18 protein-coding genes are annotated in these 21,325 nt (G+C 75.1%); 11 read left to right on the plus strand and 7 right to left on the minus strand.

Annotation, left to right across the window (positions count from 1 at the left end; all coding sequences use genetic code 11):
- Positions 1 to 192 precede the first annotated feature (192 nt).
- Complete coding sequence (locus AC6I72_RS28570; RefSeq protein WP_498004010.1) at positions 193 to 1,701, plus strand: fatty acyl-CoA synthetase; 1,509 nt, start codon at positions 193 to 195, stop codon at positions 1,699 to 1,701.
- A 203-nt stretch (positions 1,702 to 1,904) separates the two neighbouring features.
- The gene (locus AC6I72_RS28575; RefSeq protein ID WP_498004011.1) at positions 1,905 to 2,597 is read left to right on the plus strand and encodes a GNAT family N-acetyltransferase; all 693 of its coding nucleotides are present in this window, start codon (positions 1,905 to 1,907) and stop codon (positions 2,595 to 2,597) included.
- On the opposite strand, the gene paaK is transcribed toward AC6I72_RS28575, so the two are convergent.
- Positions 2,569 to 3,861 (minus strand): phenylacetate--CoA ligase PaaK, encoded by a 1,293-nt coding sequence (gene paaK / locus AC6I72_RS28580; RefSeq protein ID WP_498004012.1) that lies wholly within the window; start codon positions 3,859 to 3,861, stop codon positions 2,569 to 2,571. The genes AC6I72_RS28575 and paaK overlap by 29 nt on opposite strands.
- A 163-nt stretch (positions 3,862 to 4,024) precedes the next feature.
- Here paaK and AC6I72_RS28585 point away from each other — a divergent pair, with 163 nt between their 5' ends.
- The 6 genes from AC6I72_RS28585 (at position 4,025) to AC6I72_RS28610 (ending at position 8,399) form a co-directional block, all read left to right on the plus strand.
- Positions 4,025 to 4,888 (plus strand): alpha/beta fold hydrolase, encoded by an 864-nt coding sequence (locus tag AC6I72_RS28585; RefSeq protein ID WP_498004013.1) that lies wholly within the window; start codon positions 4,025 to 4,027, stop codon positions 4,886 to 4,888.
- A 37-nt stretch (positions 4,889 to 4,925) separates the two neighbouring features.
- Entirely contained in the window at positions 4,926 to 5,639 is a 714-nt protein-coding gene (locus AC6I72_RS28590; protein ID WP_498004014.1) for an alpha/beta fold hydrolase, read from the plus strand.
- Positions 5,640 to 5,781: 142 nt separating this feature from the next.
- Complete coding sequence (locus tag AC6I72_RS28595; RefSeq protein WP_498004015.1) at positions 5,782 to 6,024, plus strand: DUF397 domain-containing protein; 243 nt, start codon at positions 5,782 to 5,784, stop codon at positions 6,022 to 6,024.
- 199 nt (positions 6,025 to 6,223) lie between these two features.
- A complete protein-coding gene (locus AC6I72_RS28600) occupies positions 6,224 to 7,126 on the plus strand; it encodes a universal stress protein (protein WP_498004016.1) in 903 nt (300 codons plus the stop codon).
- A gap of 95 nt (positions 7,127 to 7,221) precedes the next feature.
- On the plus strand, positions 7,222 to 7,836 hold the full coding sequence (locus tag AC6I72_RS28605) for a CGNR zinc finger domain-containing protein (protein ID WP_498004017.1): 615 nt from the start codon (positions 7,222 to 7,224) through the stop codon (positions 7,834 to 7,836).
- 65 nt (positions 7,837 to 7,901) lie between these two features.
- Entirely contained in the window at positions 7,902 to 8,399 is a 498-nt protein-coding gene (locus AC6I72_RS28610; RefSeq protein WP_037853953.1) for a hypothetical protein, read from the plus strand.
- Positions 8,400 to 8,469: 70 nt separating this feature from the next.
- Here AC6I72_RS28610 and AC6I72_RS28615 read toward each other — a convergent pair whose 3' ends face one another.
- Together AC6I72_RS28615 and AC6I72_RS28620 are read right to left on the minus strand one after the other, a co-directional pair.
- Positions 8,470 to 10,470 carry an N-acetylmuramoyl-L-alanine amidase gene (locus tag AC6I72_RS28615; RefSeq protein ID WP_498004018.1) on the minus strand — a complete coding sequence of 667 codons (2,001 nt, stop codon included), beginning with the start codon at positions 10,468 to 10,470 and terminating at the stop codon, positions 8,470 to 8,472.
- Between the two features lie 719 nt (positions 10,471 to 11,189).
- Positions 11,190 to 12,329 (minus strand): aminoglycoside phosphotransferase family protein, encoded by a 1,140-nt coding sequence (locus tag AC6I72_RS28620; RefSeq protein ID WP_498004019.1) that lies wholly within the window; start codon positions 12,327 to 12,329, stop codon positions 11,190 to 11,192.
- 235 nt (positions 12,330 to 12,564) lie between these two features.
- Here AC6I72_RS28620 and AC6I72_RS28625 point away from each other — a divergent pair, with 235 nt between their 5' ends.
- The gene (locus AC6I72_RS28625; protein WP_498004020.1) at positions 12,565 to 14,058 is read left to right on the plus strand and encodes a DNA-binding protein NsdB; all 1,494 of its coding nucleotides are present in this window, start codon (positions 12,565 to 12,567) and stop codon (positions 14,056 to 14,058) included.
- Between the two features lie 32 nt (positions 14,059 to 14,090).
- Here AC6I72_RS28625 and AC6I72_RS28630 read toward each other — a convergent pair whose 3' ends face one another.
- Positions 14,091 to 15,332 carry a PP2C family protein-serine/threonine phosphatase gene (locus tag AC6I72_RS28630; protein WP_498004021.1) on the minus strand — a complete coding sequence of 414 codons (1,242 nt, stop codon included), beginning with the start codon at positions 15,330 to 15,332 and terminating at the stop codon, positions 14,091 to 14,093.
- Between the two features lie 413 nt (positions 15,333 to 15,745).
- Between AC6I72_RS28630 and AC6I72_RS28635 the strand changes: the two genes are divergently transcribed.
- The gene (locus AC6I72_RS28635; protein WP_498004022.1) at positions 15,746 to 16,159 is read left to right on the plus strand and encodes an SsgA family sporulation/cell division regulator; all 414 of its coding nucleotides are present in this window, start codon (positions 15,746 to 15,748) and stop codon (positions 16,157 to 16,159) included.
- A gap of 26 nt (positions 16,160 to 16,185) precedes the next feature.
- On the opposite strand, the gene AC6I72_RS28640 is transcribed toward AC6I72_RS28635, so the two are convergent.
- Positions 16,186 to 17,211, minus strand: a complete 1,026-nt coding sequence (locus AC6I72_RS28640; protein WP_498004023.1) for a Gfo/Idh/MocA family protein — start codon at positions 17,209 to 17,211, stop codon at positions 16,186 to 16,188.
- A 77-nt stretch (positions 17,212 to 17,288) separates the two neighbouring features.
- On the minus strand, positions 17,289 to 18,389 hold the full coding sequence (locus AC6I72_RS28645; protein WP_498004024.1) for a baeRF3 domain-containing protein: 1,101 nt from the start codon (positions 18,387 to 18,389) through the stop codon (positions 17,289 to 17,291).
- A 535-nt stretch (positions 18,390 to 18,924) separates the two neighbouring features.
- Here AC6I72_RS28645 and asnB point away from each other — a divergent pair.
- Complete coding sequence (gene asnB / locus AC6I72_RS28650; RefSeq protein WP_498004025.1) at positions 18,925 to 20,766, plus strand: asparagine synthase (glutamine-hydrolyzing); 1,842 nt, start codon at positions 18,925 to 18,927, stop codon at positions 20,764 to 20,766.
- Here the strand turns inward: asnB and AC6I72_RS28655 are convergent.
- Entirely contained in the window at positions 20,756 to 21,301 is a 546-nt protein-coding gene (locus AC6I72_RS28655; RefSeq protein ID WP_498004026.1) for a DUF4232 domain-containing protein, read from the minus strand. The two genes, asnB and AC6I72_RS28655, sit on opposite strands and share 11 nt — an antisense overlap.
- Positions 21,302 to 21,325: the final 24 nt, after the last annotated feature.

The raw sequence follows: 21,325 nt of genomic DNA on the forward strand, positions 1-21,325 counted from the left end.
GTTGCCGTGCGGGGTGAAACTTTCGTGTCAGAGTGGGGCCTTGTCAACGGGGCGTGCGCGAACGGCGCCCGCGCGGAGGCGAGTCGGCCCCTGGGGGCGGTGCCCGGCCGCGGAACCGCGTTCGGCCTCTCCGGCCGGAGGGGAGCGCCGGATGCTTGACCTGCCCGGGCGGCGGACCCAGGATCATGTGTCATGACGCCTGGACACGCCGGCACGGTCGACGGAGTGCTGCGGCACAGCGCCGGGCGCACGCCCGCGCGGACCGCCCTGGAGTACGGCGACCGCTCCTGGACGTACGCCGGACTCGACGACGCCGTCTCGCGCGCGGCGAGCGTCCTGCTCGGACACGGCCTCGCCCCCGGCGACCGCGTCGCCGCCTACGGCCACAACTCCGACGCCTACCTGATCGCCTTCCTCGCCTGCGCCCGCGCGGGCCTCGTCCACGTGCCCGTCAACCAGAACCTCACCGGCGACGACCTCGCCTACATCCTGGGCCAGTCCGGCAGCGCCCTGGTCCTGACCGACCCCGGCCTCGCTCACCGACTCCCGCCCGGAGTGCGGCAGTTCGCCCTGCGCGACACCGAGGACTCGCTGCTCGCCGCCCTCCCCTCCGCCACGCCCCATGCCGGCCCCGCACCGGGCGGCGAAGACCTGGTGCAACTGCTGTACACCTCGGGCACCACCGCCCTGCCCAAGGGCGCGATGATGACCCACCGGGCCCTGGTCCACGCGTACCTGAGCGCGGTCGCCGCCCTCGACCTCGACGCGGACGACCGGCCCGTGCACGCGCTGCCGCTCTACCACTCCGCGCAGACACACGTCTTCCTGCTGCCCTACCTCGCCGTCGGCGCCACGAACATCCTCCTCGACGCACCCGACGGCGACCGCATCCTCGACCTGGTCGAGGCCGGCCGCGCCGACAGCCTCTTCGCGCCGCCCACGGTCTGGATCGGCCTGGCGAACCGCCCCGACTTCGCCGGCCGCGACCTCGACGGACTGCGCAAGGCCTACTACGGCGCCTCGATCATGCCGGTGCCCGTGCTGCAACGGCTGCGCGCCCGGCTGCCGCACCTCGCCTTCTGCAACTGCTTCGGCCAGAGCGAGATCGGTCCGCTGGCCATGGTGCTCGGTCCCGGCGAGCACGAGGGGCGGATGGACTCCTGCGGGCGGCCGGTGCGGTTCGTGGACGCCCGCCTCGCCGACGAGAACGGCGCGGACGTGCCCGACGGGACGCCCGGCGAGATCCTGTACCGCTCGCCGCAGTTGTGCGAGGGCTACTGGGACAAGCCCGAGGAGAGCGCCGAGGCCTTCCGCGACGGCTGGTTCCACTCCGGAGACCTCGCGGTGCGCGACGCCGAGGGGTACTACACGGTCGTCGACCGGGTGAAGGACGTCATCAACTCCGGGGGAGTGCTGGTGGCCTCGCGCCAGGTCGAGGACGTGCTGTACACCCATCCCCGCGTCGCCGAGGCCGCCGTGGTCGGTCTGCCCGACGCACGGTGGATCGAGGCCGTCACCGCCGTCGTCGTCCCGCGCGGCGAGGTCACCGAGGAGGAGCTGATCGCCCACGCCCGCGACCGTCTGGCGCACTTCAAGGCACCGAAACGGGTCGTCCTCGTCGCGGAACTGCCGCGCAACGCCAGCGGCAAGATCCTCAAGCGGGAACTGCGCGACCGGCTCGCAGGCCCCGCGCGGCCCTGAGCCGGCCCGGCACGGACGTGGACCGGCCCGGCGTGGACGTGAACCGCCCGGCGCGGACCTGAGCCGGCCCGGCGCGGACGTGGACCGGCCCGGGGTGGACCTGAGCCGGCCCGGCGCGGACCTCGACGCCGCCATGAGGTGGCGGGGGCATCGGGCAGGGCGGTGCCCAGGGGGCCGGCGGGTGCATGGGGCACGATGGGCCCATGGCGACGCACGAGAGCACGACGGTCCCCCTGCCTGCGCACCGGACCGGGAAGGGCCCGGACCCTCTGCCGCGGCACGAGACCGCGGGGGCGCCCCTGCCGCCGCACGAGACCACCGGCCGGCTGGAAGCGCCGGCCACCGCGACCGCCCCCGCCCTCCTGCTGCGCCCGTGGGAACCGGCGGACGCCGCCCCTCTCGCCGACCTGTACCGGGACGAGGCACTGCGCCGCTTCCTGAGCCACTCCGTCACCGACGAGGCGGGCGCCGTCCGCTGGATCGAACAGCAGCGGCAGGGCAGAGAGACCGGCGGCCGGTTCGCCTTCGCCGTGGTGGAACACGCGGCCCCGGGCACCGCGGGGCGCCTGGCGGGACACGCCGTCCTCAAAGGCGTCGCCCCCGGCTCCCCGGCCGCCGAGGTCGGCTACTGGACCGCGGCCCACGCGCGCGGCCGGGGCGTGGCACCCCGCGCGCTGGAGGCGCTGACCGGCTGGGCCTTCGCGGCGTTCGCCGCGCAGGGGCTGACCCGGCTGGAACTCGTGCACCAGGCGGACAACACGGCGTCCTGCCGCGTCGCCCTCAAGTGCGCCTACGAGCTGACCGGGACCCTGCCGGCCGCGCCGCCCGCCCACCCGCTCGACGGGCACGTCCACACCCGCACGCGGATCACGGGCGCAGGTCCACGATCCGCCTGATCTTGCCCACCGACCGCTCCAGCGACTCCGGTTCCACGATCTCCACCGCGACCGACACCCCGATGCCGTCCTTCACCGCCGCCCCGATGGACCGGGCGGCCGCCTCCCGCACCTCGGGCCCGGCGCCGGGCCGGGCCTCGGCGCGGACCGTGAGGGCGTCCAGCCGGTCCTCACGGGTGAGCCGGAGCTGGAAGTGCGGCGCGACGCCCGGGGTGCGCAGCACGATCTCCTCGATCTGGGTGGGGAAGAGGTTCACCCCGCGCAGGATCACCATGTCGTCGCAGCGGCCGGTGATCTTCTCCATCCGCCGGAAGGCGCGCGCCGTGCCCGGCAGCAGCCGGGTCAGGTCCCGGGTGCGGTAACGGATCACCGGCATCGCCTCCTTGGTGAGCGAGGTGAACACGAGTTCCCCCTCCGCGCCCTCGGGCAGCACCTCACCGGTGAGCGGGTCCACGACCTCCGGGAAGAAGTGGTCCTCCCAGATGTGCGGGCCGTCCTTGGTCTCCACGCACTCCTGCGCCACACCCGGCCCGATCACCTCCGACAGCCCGTAGATGTCGACCGCGTCGATCCCGCACCGCTCCTCGATCTCCCGCCGCATCCCCTCGGTCCACGGCTCCGCCCCGAAGACACCGACGCGCAGGGAGGTGGAGCGCGGATCGACGCCCTGCCGCTCGAACTCGTCGAGGAGGGTGAGCATGTACGACGGCGTGACCATGATGATCCGGGGCTGGAGGTCCTGGATCAGCCGCACCTGGCGGGCGGTCATGCCGCCGGAGGCGGGCACGACCGTACAGCCGAGCCGCTCCGCGCCGTAGTGGGCGCCCAGCCCCCCGGTGAACAGCCCGTACCCGTACGCCACGTGCACGACGTCGCCGGGCCGGGCGCCCGCCGCGCGCAGCGAGCGGGCCACCATGTCCGCCCACACCGACAGGTCGCCGTCCGTGTAGCCGACGATCGTGGGGAGCCCGGTGGTGCCGCTGGAGGCGTGGATGCGGCGGATGCGCTCGCGGGGCACGGCGAACATCCCGTACGGATAGGTCGCGCGCAGGTCCGCCTTGTCGGTGAACGGGAAACGCGCCAGGTCGGCGAGCGAACGGCAGTCGTCCGGGTGCACCCCGGCCGCGTCGAAGGACGCGCGGTGGAAGGGGACGTTCTCGTAGGCGTGCCGCAGCGAGGCACGCAGCCGCTCCAGTTGCAGCGCCCGCAGCTCGTCGGTGCCCAGCCGTTCCCCCGAGTCCAGCAGCCGTGCCGCATCCGCCATCGGGACTCTCCCTCGCCTGTCACGCCCGTACGGTCGATCCGGTCCGTCGACCGATCATTCGGTCGAGACCCTGGAGATCAGTAATCCAGTCCATCGGGCCACAGGCAAGGGGCGGTGGCGAAATTCCTTGCCGGCCGTGGCGCCCTCGGCCAGGATCGGCCGCATGCCGACCTTCACCGCACCCGACGGGACCCGCCTCGCCTACCACCTGCGCGGAGAGGGCGAACCGCTGCTCGTGCTGCCCGGCGGGCCGATGCGGGCCTCCGCCTACCTGGGCGACCTCGGCGGGCTCGCCGCCCACCGCCGGCTCGTCCTCCTCGACCTGCGCGGCACCGGCGGCTCCGCGGTCCCGGCGGACCCGTCGACGTACCGCTGCGACCGGCAGGCCGAGGACGTGGAGGCGCTCCGCGTCCATCTGGGCCTGGAGCGCGTCGACCTCCTCGGGCACTCGGCGGGCGGCAGCCTCGCGGCGCTCTACGCGGCCCGCCGCCCCCGCCGGGTGGGGCGGCTCGCGCTGATCACCACCGCCCTGCGCCCCCTGGGGCTGAGCGCGACGCCCGGGGACCGGCTCACCGCCGCCCGGCTGCGCAGCGGCGAGCCGTGGTTCGCCGGGGCCTACCCGCGACTGGAGGCCTGGCTCGCGGGCGGCAGCGAGTACTGCGCGGCGCTCGCCCCCTTCTTCTACGGCCGCTGGGACGACGCCGCCCGGGCGCACGCCGAGGCCGACGAGGAGCAGACCAACGAGGAGGCCGCCGACCGCTTCTTCGGGGAGGCGGAGTTCGACCCCGCCGCGACCCGCGCCGCGCTCCGCGAGCTGACCGCGCCCGTCCTCGTCCTGGCCGGGGAGCTCGACGGCGGGCCCCGCCCGGAACTGGCCCGCCGCGCCGCCGCGGCTTTCCCGCGCGCCGAGTTCGCGGTGCAGCCCGGCGCCGGACACTATCCGTGGCTCGACGACCCGGAGTGGTTCGTGCGGCGGGTGACGGACTTCCTCGGCCGGGCGCGGTCCGCTCTGCCGTCGGCAGAATGACCGGCGGCACGGCGCGGACCGGGCCTAACGTGCCGGCATGGACAGCGGACCGCACCTCGTCGACGCCAACGGCATCACCCTCGCCTACCGCGCCTGGGGCGAGACGGACGCGCCGCCCGTCCTCCTCCTGCACTGCCGGGGCGCCGACGGCTCCGACTGGACACCGATCGCCCGGCGGCTGGCGACCGGCCCGCGCCCGCGCCGGGTCTACGCCCCCGACCTGCGCGGCCACGGCCGCAGCAGCCGGCTCGGCGACCGCCCCGGCGGCTACGCCCACGAGGCCCTGCGCGACGACGTGCTCGCCCTGCTGCGGGCGCTCGGAGTGGACCGTACCGACGTCGTGGGCCACTCCCTCGGCGGCGCCGTCGCCTGCCTGATCGCCCAGCGGGCGCCCGGGCTCGTACGGAGGCTCGTCCTGGAGGACGTACCGGCGCCCGTCCCGCTGGACCCGCCCCGCCCGCCCGCGCGGCGCCCGGCCGGGGACCTGCCCTACGACTGGGCGATGATCCGGGCCACGGACGAGCAGCGCAACGCCCCCGACCCCGCCTGGGGCGCGGGCATGCACCGGATCACCGCGCCCACCCTGCTGGTGTCGGGCGGCCCGTCCAGCTTCGTCCCGCCGCGGCAGATCACCGAACTGGCCGGTCTGATCCCCGACGCCCGCGTCGTCACCGTCGACGCGGGGCACCTGGTGCACGAGAGCAGGCCCGAGGAGTTCCTGGCCGTCGTGGAACCCTTCCTCGCGCACTGAGCCCGCGGTCCCGGCGGACCCGCGCGGAACCTCCCGGACCCCGGCGGGCCATCCCGCGAAGGTCCCTTCCGGACGGCCTGTCGGCGGTGGCGGCCGCTCGCTAGGCTGGCCCGCGGACGACGGAAACGGGAGGAGCACGGACGTGGCCGAGAGCACTGTCCAGCAGCACCCGCTCGCGGGGTGGGACAAGCCCGAGCTGGACCTCAGCAACGCCGAGTGGCAGTCCAGCAGCCGTGGCCTGGGGGATGTGGAGATCGCCTTCGTCGAGGGGTTCGTCGCGATGCGCAACAGCGGTCGCCCGGAAGGCCCCTCGCTGATCTTCACACCCGCGGAGTGGGGCGCGTTCGTCTCGGGAGCACGGGAAGGGGAGTTCGACCTGACCTGAGCGGGGCTCGCGGCCGCGGGACGGCAACGGGGGGACGGACCCCGTCGGGACCGTCCTCCGGCCCGGCTGACGTGCCGGAGGCCGGGGCGGGGTGTGGCCGCCGCGTTTCGTGGACACGCGGCCTTCAGGGCCCCGCCGGCGCCGCCCGATCCGGGCCGGCCCGGCCGGGCGAGGCCGCCCTCCGGAGGTGAGGTACCCCATGAGCGCTCCGCCGGTCGTCGCAGCGGTCGACGGCTCCGACGACAGCCTGCGCGCCCTGGACTGGGCCCTGGACGCGGCCCGGCGGCGCCGGGCACCGCTGCGGGTGGTCCATGTGCGGCAGTACGCGGCCTGGACCCAGCCCGGCGTCCTGGTCGCCGGGCCGCCCGCGGGAGCGGAGGACGCCGTGCTCGACGCGGCCCGCGCCCGTCTCGCGGCCCACAGCGGCGGCACCGCCGTCGAGTACGCCGGGCTGGACGGCGTGCCGGGCGCCCTGCTGCCCGAGCAGGGCGCGACCGCCCAACTGCTGGTGCTCGGCTCCCGCGGCCGGGGCGGGTTCGCGAGCCTGCTGCTGGGCTCCAACGGCCTGGCCGCCGCCCGCGACGCCGAGTGCCCGGTCGTCGTGGTGCCCCGGCCCGGACGCGAGGTCCACGACGGCGTGCCGGCCGGCCCCGGCCCCAGGGTGGCCGTCGGCCTGCACGTCGACAGCCCCGACGACGCGGTGCTCGCGTTCGCCTTCGCCGAGGCCGCCCGGCGCGGTGCCCGGCTCCAGGCGGTCGCGGCCTACCCCTGGCCCGCCCGGACCTGGGCGGCGGCCGGGGAGATGCCCGCGCCCGCGATCGACCAGGGGGAGGTGGAGAGCGAGATCCGCACCCTGGCCGAGGGCTTCCTCGCCCCGCACCGTGCCCGGCACCCCGACGTGACCGCCGACGCGGACGTCCTGCCCGGCGACGCGGCCGGCCGGCTGGTCGCCGCGTCCCGCGGTGCCGAACTGATCGTGGTCGGCCGCCACCGCCGGCGCCTGCTCGCCCCGGCCCGCATGATGGGCTCCGTCACCCAGGCGGTCCTCCTGCACGCGGCGGCCCCGATCGCGGTGGTGCCCCCGTCACCGCCCCAGGAGTGACAGCCCTGGCGGCGCCCGAGCCGCCCCGCCCGGCGTTCGCCGTGCGGGGGCCGGGCTCCGGCGCCGGCGGACGGGGGCGTGACTACCATCGGCGTATGCAGGACTCGCCGGGCAGGGACGCCCGTCTCGCGCTCGACCTCGCACTGACCCTCCGCCACGACGGCGCCGGCGGGGTCGCCGACGACCTGGCCGACCCGGCCGGCCTCACCGCCTGGGTGCGTGCGCGCCCGGAGATCCTGCCCTTCGCAAAGCCCTGCACCGCGGACGCGGCCGCACTGGCCGCGGTCCGTGAACTGCGCGCCGCCGTCCGCGCGCTCTTCGCCCACGCCGTCCGCCCCGGCGCGCCCAGCGCCGCCGACGCCGCACGCCTGATGCCCGTGCCCGAGGCCGTCGACCGGCTCAACGCGGCCGCCGCCCGCACGCCCACCGTGCCCGTGCTGCGCTGGGAGGGGTCCGCCGAACCGGTGCTCCACCGCCGGCCCGTCCACGGCGCCGGTGACCTCACCGCGGTCCTCGCCCAGGCCGCCGTCGCCTTCCTCACCGGCCCCGACCGGCAGCGGCTGCGCGCCTGCCACGCCCCCCGCTGTGTGCGGTACTTCCTCAAGGAGCACCCGCGCCAGCAGTGGTGCGGGCCCTCCTGCGGCAACCGGGCCCGCGTCGCCCGCCACCACGAGCGGCACCGCACCGCCGGAGGGGCCGGCTCCGGGTGAATTCCCGCCCCGGCCGGAGGCCGCCCGCACGTCGCGCGGCAGGCCGGGACACGTACCATGGCGGCATGTCGTTCCTCCGTCGCCGCAGCGCCACGCCCGCCGGGCCCGACTTCGACGTACTGGCCATGGACCCGGGCGACTGGCCCGGCAACCTGGGTGCCGGGCTGCTGCCCGCGCCCGACGGCACCTGCCAGGGTGTGTTCCTGCGCTACGACCTCTTCGGCGGCCGCGGTACCGCAATGATCATCGGCAACCTCCCCGAGGGCTCCCCGGCCCGGGAGGTCCCCGACGGCGAGGTGCCCTTCGAGGTGGCCCAACTGCTGCTCGCCCTGGAGAACGACGAGGAGGTCACCGTCGTCGGCACCGAGGACATGCCGGTGCTGCAGGGCGACAACCTGCTGATCGTGCGCCGGCTCAAGCTCTCCGAGAGCCGGATCTCCTGTGTGCAGTTCGACCGCAGCGACGGCGTCCTGGTCACGATCGCCGCCTGGGACCGTCCCATCACCGACGACCTGTACGCCCTCCTCAAGCCGCTGCCCGCCGAGCTGTTCCAGCAGGGCTGAGCGGGCACGGACGGGCGGACGCGGGCGCCGGTCCCGGAACCGGCACCCGCGAGGGGCGCAGCGCGTGCCCCTACAGACCCGAAGGCTGCACCCGCACGTCGGCCGCCCGCACGAACGCCACCCGGTGGCCGTACTGGATCTCGTAGTACAGGTCCTTGCCCACGACCACCCGGTGCGAGTCCGTGGTGAACGTGACCGAGTAGAAGTACTCACCCGGCACCGCGTCCCCGGCCACGTACTTCTGCCCGGCGAGCAGCCTGTACGGCAGCGGCGACACCGACTGCACCGGCACCCCGGCCGGGTAGGCCTCCTTCTCGGGGTACGCCCGTCCGTACACCGGCACACTGTCCGCCCCGGCCTTCGGCGTCACCACCAGGCCGGCCGCGTTCACCGCGGTGGGCCGGCCGGCCGGGTTCTGGAACCAGGCCTTCTGGCCCAGGTACCAGATCGCCGTCCAGTCGCCCTGGCGGCCGGCGACCGCGTACTGCTGCCCGGTCTCCGCCCGCGACGCCACGTCGTTGACGTCGGTCGTGGAGTCGCCGCCGTCCGGCCTGAGCCCGATGTCCTTCACCAGCGGCGCGGACGTGTCGGGCCGCGTGTACAGCCGCACCTCGTTCGAGCCGTGCGCGGCGCACGCCTCGCCGGCCGTGGTGCAGCCGGTGTACTCCACCTGGTTGGCCGCGTAGTCGGGGCGGATCGTCACCAGCCCGCCGTTCCTGCCCGCGGTCGGTTCGAACGGGCGGCCGAGCAGCTCGAAGTAGTGCCGCCAGTCCCAGTACGGGCCGGGGTCGGTGTGCATGCCCGGGACCGTCCCGCTGGTCGGGCCGGGCACCGTGTCGTGGCCGAGGATGTGCTGCCGGTCCAGCGGGATGCCGTACTTCCGGGCCAGGTACTTCACCAGCCGCGCCGAGGAACGGTACATCGCCTCCGTGTACCAGGCGTCCGGCTCGGCGAGGAAGCCCTCGTGCTCCAGCCCGACCGAGGCGGCGTTGACGTACCAGTTCCCGGCGTGCCAGGCCACGTCCTCGCCCTTCACGTGCTGGGCGATGTGGCCGTCGGTGGAGCGCAGCGTGTAGTTCCAGGACACGTAGGTCGGATCCTGGACGAGGTTGAGGACGCCGTCCCAGCGGCCCTCGGTGTCGTGGATGACGATGTACCGGACGCGCTGCGAACCCGGCCGGCCGCCCAGGTCGTGGTTGCCGTAGTCGTCGGTGCCGAACTGCTGGTACGGCGCCGGGACCCACTCGCAGGACACCGAGGCCGGGCACTCCGTGCCGGCCGCCGAGAGGTGCGCGAGGCCCGTCCGCGCCAGTTGCGCGGTGTCGGGGGCCAGGCGCGGCCGGGCGGCCAGCACGACGCGCTGTCCGGCGTCGGTGGTGCGCCGCTCGCCGGAGCGGATGACGTCGTACACGTCGTCCGCGTAGGCCGCCGCCGTCGCGCTGTCGTCCGCGCCGGAGAACCGGGCCACCGCCCCGTACCAGTCGGCGGGATCCGCGCTCAGCGGCTCGCCGAGGCGCTTCTGCGCGGCGGCCAGCAGGGCCGCGCCGCCCGCGATGTTCGCCGCGGCGTCGCCGCGCAGCCGCTCGGCGGGGATCCCGGTCAGGCCGGCGGCCCGGGGCAGGGTCTTCAGCCGGTCGGGCAGCGCCTGGTCCGCCGGTACGGCCGTGCGCGTGACGGGGTGCAGGGCGGGGCGGGCGCTGTCACCGCGCGGGTCCTCGGTGCCCTCGCCGTGGTGCTCGGCGCGGGCCAGCGCCGTGTGCGCGTCCGTGAGGTGCATCGGACCGTAGCCGCCGGTCACGCTCGGGGCGCCGGCGTGTGCGTCCCAGCGGGACTGCAGGTAGGAGACGCCCAGCAGCACACTGAGCGGCACGTGGTACTCGGCCGCCGCGGAGGCGAACGCCCGTTGCAGCCGGCCGCTGTCGCCGGGCGCACCGGTGCCGTCCGCGGCACCGGCGGACGGCGCGGCGCCGAGCAGCGGCAGCAGCAGCGCGGCACAGGCGACGGCACCCGCCGCCGTTCGCGCCCGGGTGCGGCCCGGCGTGGCTCTGGAGTCGGTGACGGATCCTCGCAAGGCTGCCTCCTGGGGCACTCGGGCGTGACGGGGCGTGCGGGGCCGGCGTGGGGTCAGTGGTACCGGCTGTCCGACGATCCGTCAATCATGCGCGCGGCCAGGCGATTTCCCATGTCAGCCGGGGTTCCGGCGAGTTTCGCGGCAACACCGCACGGGCCTGCGGGGCGTCAGTGGCATACACCTGTGTCCACGCCTGCCGACCGCTCCCCGCCCGGGCCCCGGGAAGGGCAACGGGCCGGCGACCGAGGCGCCGGGGCGGACGGTGAGAGTCCGCGGGGAGGGAGGGGAAGAGGGCGGCGGGCGCGGTGGAGGGAGCGTGCGGGGCGGCGCGCGCCGGCGGTGCGCGACGGCGAGGGCCGGCCGGGTCGAAGACCGCTCCGGGACGAGGAAAGACGAGGAAAGGGGCCACACGGCGAGCCGGAGAAGACCGGCAGGGCGGCGGGGGCGAGCCCGTGGCGCGGGACGCTGAGGGTGGTCCGCGGTGCGAGGGCGAGAGGCCCGCGGGAGCGGGGGAGAAGGTGCACGCGGCGGGGCGGGCCCCGCCGGGGGAGGGGCCGCCAGGGCCCGCGGCGCGCGAGGACGACTGCCGAGGGCGCGGCGGAACCGGACCGTGGCGTGCGCAGGGCAGGGCCGCGGTGTCACGGCGAAAGGCCGGCGGTGTCACGGCGGAGGGCCGCGGTGCGCCCGCTGGGGTGGCGCGCCGCGGCCCTCCGCCCCTGTCAGCGAGTGCCGACCGCCGCGCGTACGGCCCTGCGGGCCAGCTGGCAGTCGTCGTGCAGCCGCCTCAGCAGCAGCCGCTGCTCCTCACCGGTCGGCGCGGCGGCCGGGTGGGCCGTGCCCGGTGCCGTCGGGGCGGCGTCGTGCATCGAACGCTGCACGGCCGTCTCGTAGGTGCGGATCTCCCGCGTCAGGACGAGCATCAGGTTCACCAGGAACGCGTCCCGGGCCGCCGGACCGCCCGCCTGGGCGAGCTGGCTGATCTGCCGCCGCGCCGTGGGCGCGTCGCCGAGCACCGACCACAGCGTCGCCAGGTCGTAACCCGGCAGGTACCAGCCCGCGTGCTCCCAGTCCACCAGGACGGGACCGGCCGGTGAGAGCAGGATGTTCGCGAGCAGCGCGTCCCCGTGGCAGAACTGGCCCATGCCCTGGCGGCCCGCCGCGTGCGCGATGCCGTGCAGCAGCTTCTGCAGGTCGCCCATGTCGCGGTCGGTGAGCAGGCCCAGCTCGTGGTAGCGGGAGATCCGGGCGGCGTAGTCCAGCGGGGCGTCGAACGTGCCCGCCGGCGGCCGCCACCGATTGAGCCGGCAGATCGCGCCGAGGGCCGCCTTGATGTCCGCCCGCGGCGGGGTCTGCGACGGGTGCCGCTGGAGGGCCGCCACCCGGCCCGGCGCCCGCTCGATCACCAGCGTGCAGTTGTCCGGGTCCGCCGCGATCAGCCGGGGCACGCGGACCGGGGGCCGGTGCCGGACGAACGAACGGTAGGCCGCTATTTCGTGCCGGTACCGCTCGGCCCATTCACGGGACGGGTCCAGTAAACACTTGGCGACGGCCGTGCTGCGCCCGGTCGTGCCGACCAGGAGAACCGACCGGGCGCTGCGGCGCAGGACCTGCACGGGAGCGAACTCCGGGCAGATCCGCTGCACCGAGGCGAGCGCCGTGCGCAGTTGGGCGCCCTGCGGGCCGGACAGATCGAGCCTCCCGCTGAGCGGTGGTGTGCCGAGCCCCGGTGCGCGCCGCGGCCGGCCCACACCGAGCACGGGGGCCGCCGGACGCGCGGGGTCGAGGTAAGGACCGCCGGTGCCCGGACGGGCGCGCAGCGGCCGGGGCGGGGCGGACACGGAGGACGATGCTGCGTACATGGGCGAGACAGATCCCTTCGTGTGCCTGCTGCTCGAAGCGCGCTGCCCGGCCCGGTCGCCCGGGTGCACCCTGGGGAATGTCCCTCGGCGACCGGGTCGGGGTGGCGCTTTCCTACCTGACACCCCTGGCCCCGTGGCACACCATCTGGCGCACCCTGGCGAACCCTGGCGAATAGTCGCCCGGCAACTCTCACCGGGTCTACTGTCAACTCAGCCGAGTACCTGGGGGCTTGACGTGACAGGACAACCCAACACCCGTCTCGCGGATCTGTTCGGCCTGGCCGGCTGGTCCAAGGGGGAGCTGGCCAGGCTGGTCAACCGGCAGGCGGCGGCCATGGGCCACCCCCAGCTGGCGACCGACACCTCCCGGGTGCGGCGTTGGATCGACATGGGAGAGATCCCGCGCGATCCCGTGCCGCGGGTGCTGGCGGCCCTGTTCACCGAGCGTCTCGGCCGTGTCGTGACCATCGAGGACCTCGGTCTGGTGCGGCAAGGGCGTACGGGGAAACGGCAGGGCGAGCGGGACGTGGAACATCCCGACGGCATGCCGTGGGCGCCCGAGCAGACCGCCGCGGTCCTCACCGAATTCACGGGAATGGACCTCATGCTCAACCGACGCGGCTTGGTGGGCGCGGGTGCCGCGCTCACCGCGGGATCAGCACTCACCGGCGCCATGCGCGACTGGCTGCACACCGATCCGGCCCTGAAGGCCGACGCCCCCGGCCTCGACCACCCCCTGCACGCCGACCCCGCCGGGTTCGACCGCTACGACGCCGCCCCGGTAGGCGCGGAGGAGGTCGAGGAACTGGAACGCTCGGTGGAGGTGTTCCGGGCCTGGGACGCGGCCCGCGGCGGCGGGCTGCAGCGCAAGGCGGTGGTCGGCCAGCTCAACGAGGTGGGCGGCATGCTCGCCTACCGCCATCCCGCCCACCTCCAGCGCCGTCTGTGGGGCGTCGCCGCCAACCTCGCCGTCCTGGCGGGCTGGATGTCCCACGACGTCGGCCTGGAGCCCACCGCCCAGAAGTACTTCGTCATCGCCACCCACGCCGCGCGCGAGGGCGGCGACCGGCCCCGCGCGGGCGAGGCGCTCTCGCGCGCGGCCCGCCAGATGGTGCACCTGGGCCGGCCCGACGAGGCACTGGACCTGATGAAGCTCGCCCGGTCCGGCTCCGGTGAGGGACTGCAGCCGCGCACCCAGGCGATGTTCCACACCATCGAGGCCTGGGCCCAGGCGTCCATGGGCAAGGGCCAGGCGATGCGCCGGACGCTCGGCCGGGCGGAGGACCTGTTCGTCTCGGAGAGGGGCAACCACGAACCGCTGCCCTGGATGCAGACCTTCAAGGACGAGGACCTGTACGGCATGCAGGCGCTCGCGTACCGCACGCTGGCGGAGTTCGACCCGGACGCGGCGGTGCACGCCCAGCACTACGCGGAGAAGGCGCTGGCCCTGCGGGTCGACGGCCGTGAGCGGTCCAAGATCTTCGACCACCTGTCCATGGCCTCCGCCTGCTTCATCGCGGACGATCCCGAACAGGCGGACCGCTACGCACGGCTGGCGCTGATGTCGATGGGGTCGAACTCCTCCCGGCGCACCTGGGACCGGCTGCGCGAGATGTACCGGCTCACCGCCCAGTACGCCACCTACCCGAAGATCCACGAACTGCGGGAGGAGATCCTGCTCGCCATGCCCGGGCCGCGGACGAAGGGCGCGGGCAGCGCACCGGCGTAGAGGAGCCGAGGCATCGGTCACGGCCTCGTCGGTTACGGCGTCACCCTGGCGACGAGCACCCAGGCGTCGTCCTCGCGCTCCGCCGCGCCGAACTCCTCCGGGACCGCGCGCACGCCGTCCCGCGCGCTGCGCGCCGAGGCGAACCGCGGGGCGAGACCCAGCAGGCGGTCGACGGCTGCCGTCGTGTCGTGTCCGGGCACCAGGGCGCCGGAGTGCAGCAGGAGCAGGTCACCCGGCCGGAGGGTCTCCTCGGTCTGCCCGTGTCCGGCGGCCGGGACGGTACCGGGCGGCACGCCGTCCGGCGCGTCCAGCGTCCGCCCCCTCCCGTCGCGGAACAGCAGGGGGGCGGGGTGTCCCGCCCGCGCCCAGGTCAGGGCGCGGCCGGCGGGCCGGTAGCGGCAGCAGACGGCGCCGCCCAGGGCGGGCCGGCCGGTGGTGTCGGCCAACTGACCGAGTGTCAGAAACAGTTGGGCCGGTCCGGCGCCCGTCCCGGCCGTCCCGCACAGGGCACTCGGCAGCCGGGCGGCGCCGGGTCCGACGCCGGTGAGGTGCCCCACGCCGAGCAGGGTGTCGCCGTCGGGCAGCTCCAGCGTCTCGTACCAGTCGCCGCCGGTGACCGGGCCCGAGGCGGCGGGCAGGTGACGGGCGGCCAGGTCGAGCCCCGGGCCGCCCCGGTGCGGGAACCGCGGGGAGCCGCGCCGCGGGGGCGGCACGGCTTCCCGCGGCGCGGCCGCGAGCCGGTGCCCGGTCTGTGCCGGGTGCCGGTGGCGCTGCGGCGAGTCACGGGTCTCGCGCAGTGCCGGCCGGCCGCGGCGCAGTGCGCTGACGTCCCGCAGTGCCGCCCGCATCGAGGCGGTGCCGCCGTCGGCGTCGGGCACCGGTTCGCCCGTCGTGCGCACGGTGCGGACCGTGCCGTCCGGCCGTACGACGCGGAACTCGCCGTCGACCGGCTTCGCGTCGACCAGGCAGCCGGTGACCATCGCGGTCAGCCGGGCCCTGTCCTCCTCGTGCGCCACGGAGGGCAGTTCGTCCAGGGTGAGCGCGGGGGCGGCGGGGGCACGGCCGAGGATCCGGTGCAGTGCCGCGGACCAGTCGGCCGCACCCGTCAGCAGGTTCCACTCGGCGTTGCCGGACCGCCGGGACGGGGAGCCCTCCCGTGCCTCCCGGCGCACGGCGCCGCCCTCCGGCCGGCGCGCCCGGGAGGCCAGGGCGCCGACCGCACCGCGCCCGCCCGGCCGGCCGGGCGGGCGGTCCGCGAACAGGGGCGAGGGCATGACGGACTCCGATGAGGGGACGGGGCGCGTGGGGCGGTGGGACCGCTACGACTGTGGCACAGCCGGCGACGGCCCGTAAGGGATTCGGCGACACACGATACGGTGGTGCTTCTGGCATATGCCACAGTCTTCGCGGGGCGACTCGACTGCGCCTTCGGCCTACTGCGTGACATCGTCAAGGCGTAGGCACGCTACGGGAATTGACGGAATCGCGGGCGTTCCACACCGGCGTTCAAGCGTGTGTTCGACGGCTCGGGTGTTCCCGTCGGCGGGGGTGTCGCGCCCCGGGGCCGGCAGGGTGATGCAGGTCACATGAATTGGTGGGGGGTCAGGCGTAATGCAAACGGCACCTGCGGGCTCCTAAGAACACACGGCAGAACCGGCCGACCTCCGACCCGCAGGGGAGACCGACCATGGACACCACCCTCGAGCAGTCCGCCCGCGCCCGTCTGATCACCGCGGACGGACAGGAACTCACCGTGCCCGCCATGCTCCGCTACGCCTCCGCGGACCCGCTGGCCGTGCACATCGACTTCCCGCCCGAGGCCTCCCTCGACGGGGAGGAGGTCACCTGGACCTTCTCCCGCATCCTGCTGGAAGAAGGCCTCGAACAGCCGGCCGGAGCGGGCGACGTGCACTTCTGGCCCTGCGGGGGCTCCCGTACGGCGATCGAACTGCACTCCCGGTCGGGCATGGCCCTCCTCCAGTTCGACTCCCCGGCGCTGCGCCGCTTCCTCCTGCGCAGTTACGCCGTCGTCGCGCCCGGCACGGAGGATGTCGGCGCCGCCGTCGACCGCGGCCTGAGCGCCCTGTTCGGCGCGGTGTGAGGGAGCCCGCGGCCCGTACCCCGTGCTCAGAGGGCGCCGGGGGCGTACAGGTCCGGGCGGGGCGCCAGGTCGACCGGCACCCGGCCGCCGTGCTCCAGCGAACGCACCCCCGCCTCGGCGACGACGGAGGCGGCGTAGCCGTCCCACGCGCCGGGCCCGGTGACGCGCCCGCTGCGGGTGGCGTCGACCCATGCCTGCACCTCGCGGTCGTAGGCGTCGGCGAAGCGCACGAGGTAGTCCTGCGGCACCTGCTCGCGCGCGCGGCCCCGCCGGGTGACGACCATGCCGTGGTCGTCGCCGACCCGGGCGCTGCCCCGTTCGCCCACCGCCTCGCACCGCACCTGGTAGCCGAAGCCGCAGTTGACGAAGACCTCCACGTCCACCAGCGCGCCCCGCTCCGTCTCGAAGAGCACGAACTGCGGGTCGAGCAGCCCCTCGGGAGCCCCGGAGGAAGCCGCCGGACGCAGGACGGTGACCGCGGTCAGCTCCTGCCCGAGCAGCCAGCGGGCCGCGTCGATCTCGTGCGACACCGAGCTGTTGACCAGCATGGCGCTGGTGAAGTGCGGCGGGGAGGAGACGTTGCGGTGGGTGCAGTGCAGCATCAGCGCCCGCCCCAGCTCCCCGCTGTCCAGCAGTGACTTGAGCTGCCGGTACCCCGCGTCGTAGCGCCGCATGAAACCGATCTGCGCCAGCCGCCGGCCCAGCCGCGCCTCCGCCTCCACCACCCGCAGCGCACCGGCCGAGTCCGGCACCATCGGCTTCTCGCACAGCACCGGCAGCCCGCGCGCGAAGGACGCGAGCAGTGCCTCCTCGTGCGCGGGCCCGGGGGAGGCGACCAGGACCGCGTCGACGCCGGGCGCGTCGAGGGCGGCCACCGCATCGGCGTGCACCGAGGCCCCGGCGATGCCGTCCAGCGCCTCCTCGGCCCGTGCGGTGTCGGGGTCGGCGACCGCGGCCACCCTGGCACCGCTCACCACCCGGTCCAGGCGCCGTACGTGATCGGCCCCCATGTGTCCGGCGCCCAGCACCGCCACGCCCAGCAGCTCACCCACGTGCGTTCCTCCTCGTCGACGGTTGCGCCGTAGCGTAGACGCCGACGAGGAGGGCGGCCGGGGCCCGGGCGGCGCGCTCAGTAGCGCAGCACGGCGGCGATGCCCTGCTCGTCGCCGAGGGTGCCGTCGGGCACGAAGCGCACCTGGGCCCCGGTCTCCAGGCACTGCTCGACGATCTCGTCCACGATGTCCTCGCGGGCGTCGAGGTCGCCGCCCTCGGCCGGGACCAGGTGGTCGCCGGCGTCGTCGCGCACGGTCACCCGGTAGTTCTCCTCGACGGCCAGCAGCCGGATACGGCCCTCGCGGGCGCTGCGCCACAACTCGTCGACGCCCGCGGCGAACGCCTTGCGCCCGCGCGCCGCCTCCAGCTCCCGGGCGACGGCCTCGGTGTCCTCGCGAGCCTGTGCCTCCAGCACCGGCCGGAGCGCCCGCCGCACCGCCTCGGGCGTGCCGTGCGCCAGACCGCCGTGCGGGACGTGCACCGCGTCGCGGGCGACACCGCCGCACTCGTCGAGGACCGCCAGCGCGCCCGGCTCGCCGGTGACGTACAGCGGGCGCGGGTGCTCGCGCAGCACCGCGCCCATCGCGGTGTCGGTCTCCCGCAGGAACTGCCGGGTGCGTTCGTCGCGGAAGGTGCTCGGCGCGTCACCGATCCGCTCCTGCCGTTCGGCGTCGAAGTTCTCGTCGAGGTCCCGGATCCGCGGGAAGCCGCCGGTGCGGTCCTCGGCGATCCGGCCCCCGCCGCCGCTCCACAGGGTCATGCGGTCGGCGGAGACGGACAGCACCCAGAAGGGCCGCTCGGCCGCGTTCGCGGAGACCAGGTTGCGGGTGAGGAAGGTGTCCGAGAGCACCACCCGCTCCGGCACGCTGCGGCCGAGCGACCACACCTGGTGCTCACCGGGCGCGGCGAAGATCAGCAACCCGTCCTCGGCGTAGGTCAGGTCCACCTCGGACAGCGCCTGATCGAGCTGGCGTTCGACGTCGGTCCGGCGTTCCCGGGTGACCGCCGGGTCGGTCTCCAACTGCTTCTTGGCCTCGGCCACGGCGTTGCGCAGCCGGAGCCGGTCCTGGGCGTTGTCGGGTTCCCTGCGATGTGTCGGCGTCAGCACGGACACCGCGGGATAGCTGCGCGGGCGCCGCAGCTCGGCGAGGGTCGCGGGACTCAGATCGTGCTCCATGACAGCACCATAGGGCGGATTCGCATATCGGGCATTTGGAGTAATCGGTCGCCGCGGGCGGGGTAACTGGTTGCTGCGGGCGCTCGCTTGCCGGTACACGGCCCGAGGACCGTGCGGGCCCGGAAGATCACGCCGGCCCGGTGGGCCATGCCGGTCCGCAGGGCCATGCCGGCTCGGTGCGCCACGGCGGTCCGGTGGGCCACGCCGGCCCGACAGGCCACGTCGGTCCGGACGGCCATGCCCGTCCGGGAAGTCACGGTCGCCCGGAGGCGGCACGCGCCGCCTCCGGAGATCGTGTACGGAGGCGGAAGGACGGCGTCCGTTGGACAAGTCTTTGCCGGTGGCCGGATCGGGGCGGACCGTCCCGGACCGCCCCCGGTCGGCGGCCGGCCGGCGGATCTCCGGGAGGCAAAGTCCGGCCGAAAGCGCGGGGGTCGCAGGGCCGTGCGGGTTGCGGCCGCGTTGACGGTCCCGGGCGGGTGAAACACGCTCGTCATATAGGTGCTGGGTACAACTGGTTCGCTGGAGGTACGACATGTGCGGCATCACCGGCTGGGTCTCCTTCGACCGCGACCTGCGTTCCGAGGCCGCGACGCTGGACGCGATGACGGAGACGATGGCCTGCCGCGGCCCCGACGACCGGGGGACGTGGGCCCAGGGACCCGCGGCGCTCGGTCACCGCAGGCTCGCGATCATCGACCTGCCCGGCGGGCGCCAGCCGATGAGCGAGACCACCCCGGACGGCACCGTCGCGCTGGTCTACTCGGGCGAGGCCTACAACTTCACGGAGCTGCGCACCGACCTCACCGCGCGCGGTCACCGCTTCACCACCGACTCCGACACCGAGGTCGTGCTGCGCGGCTACCTGGAATGGGGCGACGGTGTCGCCGAGCGGCTCAACGGCATGTACGCCTTCGCCGTCTGGGACGGCCGGCACGACAAGCTCGTCATGATCCGCGACCGCATGGGCATCAAGCCGTTCTACTACCACCCGACGCCCGACGGCGTCCTCTTCGGCTCCGAGCCCAAGGCGATCCTCGCCAACCCGCTGGTCCGCCCCCGGGTGACCCTCGACGGCCTGCGTGAGCTGTTCACCTTCGTCAAGACACCGGGCCACGCCGTGTGGGACGGCATGCGCGAGGTCCGGCCCGGCACGGTCGTCACCGTCGACCGGGGCGGTCTGCGCACCCGCGTCTACTGGCAGCTGGAGACCCGGCCGCACACCGACGACCGCGACACCACCATCGCCACCGTGCGCTCCCTCCTCGACGACATCGTGCGCCGCCAGCTCGTCGCCGACGTGCCCCGCTGCACCCTGCTCTCCGGCGGCCTCGACTCGTCCGCGATGACCGCGCTGGCCGCCCGGCAACTGGCCGAGCAGGGCGAGAAGGTGCGCAGCTTCGCCGTCGACTTCGTCGGCCAGAGCGACCGGTTCGTCGCCGACGAACTGCGCGGCACCCCCGACACGCCGTTCGTGCATGACCTGGCCCGCGCCGCCGACACCGACCACCAGGACATCGTGCTCGACGCGCAGTCACTGGCCGACCCGGAGGTGCGGGCACGGGTGCTGAGGGCCCGTGACCTGCCCATGGGCTTCGGCGACATGGACGCCTCGCTGTACCTGCTGTTCCGCAGCATCCGCGACCACTCCACCGTCGCCCTGTCCGGCGAGTCCGCCGACGAGGTCTTCGGCGGCTACCTCCAGTTCTTCGACGAGGAGGCCCGCCGCGCGGACACCTTCCCCTGGCTGGTGCGCTTCACCCGCGACTTCGGCGACGACGGCGACGTCATGCGCCCGGACCTCGCCCGCGCCCTGGACCTGCCGGCGTACGTCGCGGACGGCTACCGCACCGCCGTCTCCGCCATCCGCCGCCTGGACGGCGAGAGCGACTTCGAGTACCGGATGCGGCAGATCTGCCACCTGCACCTGACCCGCTTCGTCCGCGTCCTGCTGGACCGCAAGGACCGGATGAGCATGGCCGTCGGCCTGGAGGTCCGCGTGCCGTTCTGCGACCACCGGCTCGTGGAGTACGTCTACAACACGCCCTGGTCCCTGAAGTCGTTCGACGGACGGGAGAAGAGCCTGCTGCGGGAGGCGACCGCGGACCTGCTGCCCAGGTCCGTGTACGACAGGGTCAAGAGCCCCTACCCGTCGACCCAGGACCCCGCCTACGCGACCGCCCTGCAGAACCACGTCAAGGACCTGCTCGCCCGGCCCGACCACCCGGTGTTCGAACTGGTCGACCGGGAGCGGGTGCGCCGCGCCGCGCACCGCGACACCCCCGTCAGCACGCAGGCGGCACGGCGCGGCCTGGAGAAGACCCTCGACCTGGCCGTGTGGCTCGACCTCTACCGCCCGGAGATCGTCAGCGGCTGAGCCCGATCGCCCGGTCCGCGGCGGCGGCCGACGGCTGCCACCAGGTCGTCACCGGCTCCCACACCCTGACCGAGCCGCCCGTGCCCAGCTCGGCCGCGGTGAAGACGCGGCCCGGCGCCGACGGGTCCGCCCAGACGGTCAGCGAGCCCACCCGGCGGACCTCGGGGTCCGCCGGGTGCGCCACCGTGCGCACCGCCGCGTACGCGGTCCTGCCGGCGTCCAGCCGGTACGGGCCGCTCCCGCCCGGCGGAACCGGCTGCGCCGCGCCGTCCAGGTCCCCGAAGGTGACCGTGGGGACGCGGTCGACGGTGCACGCCCGGCCGTGGTTGGTGACCTGGACGCGGACCACGGTCCGGTCGGCGGGCACGGCCCGCGCCCGGACGGTCAGCCGCGACCCGGCGCAGGCGGGAGCGGCAGGCTTGGCGGCGTGCGCGGCGGCGTGCCCGGAGGCCGCCTGTACGGGCGGGGCGGACAGCAGCAGGGCGGCGACGGCGGCCGGCGCGGCCGAAAGAGCGACGGCGGTACGGATACGCATGGATCCCCCAGGGTGACGTCCGTG

The organism is Streptomyces sp. Xyl84 (assembly GCF_059731885.1).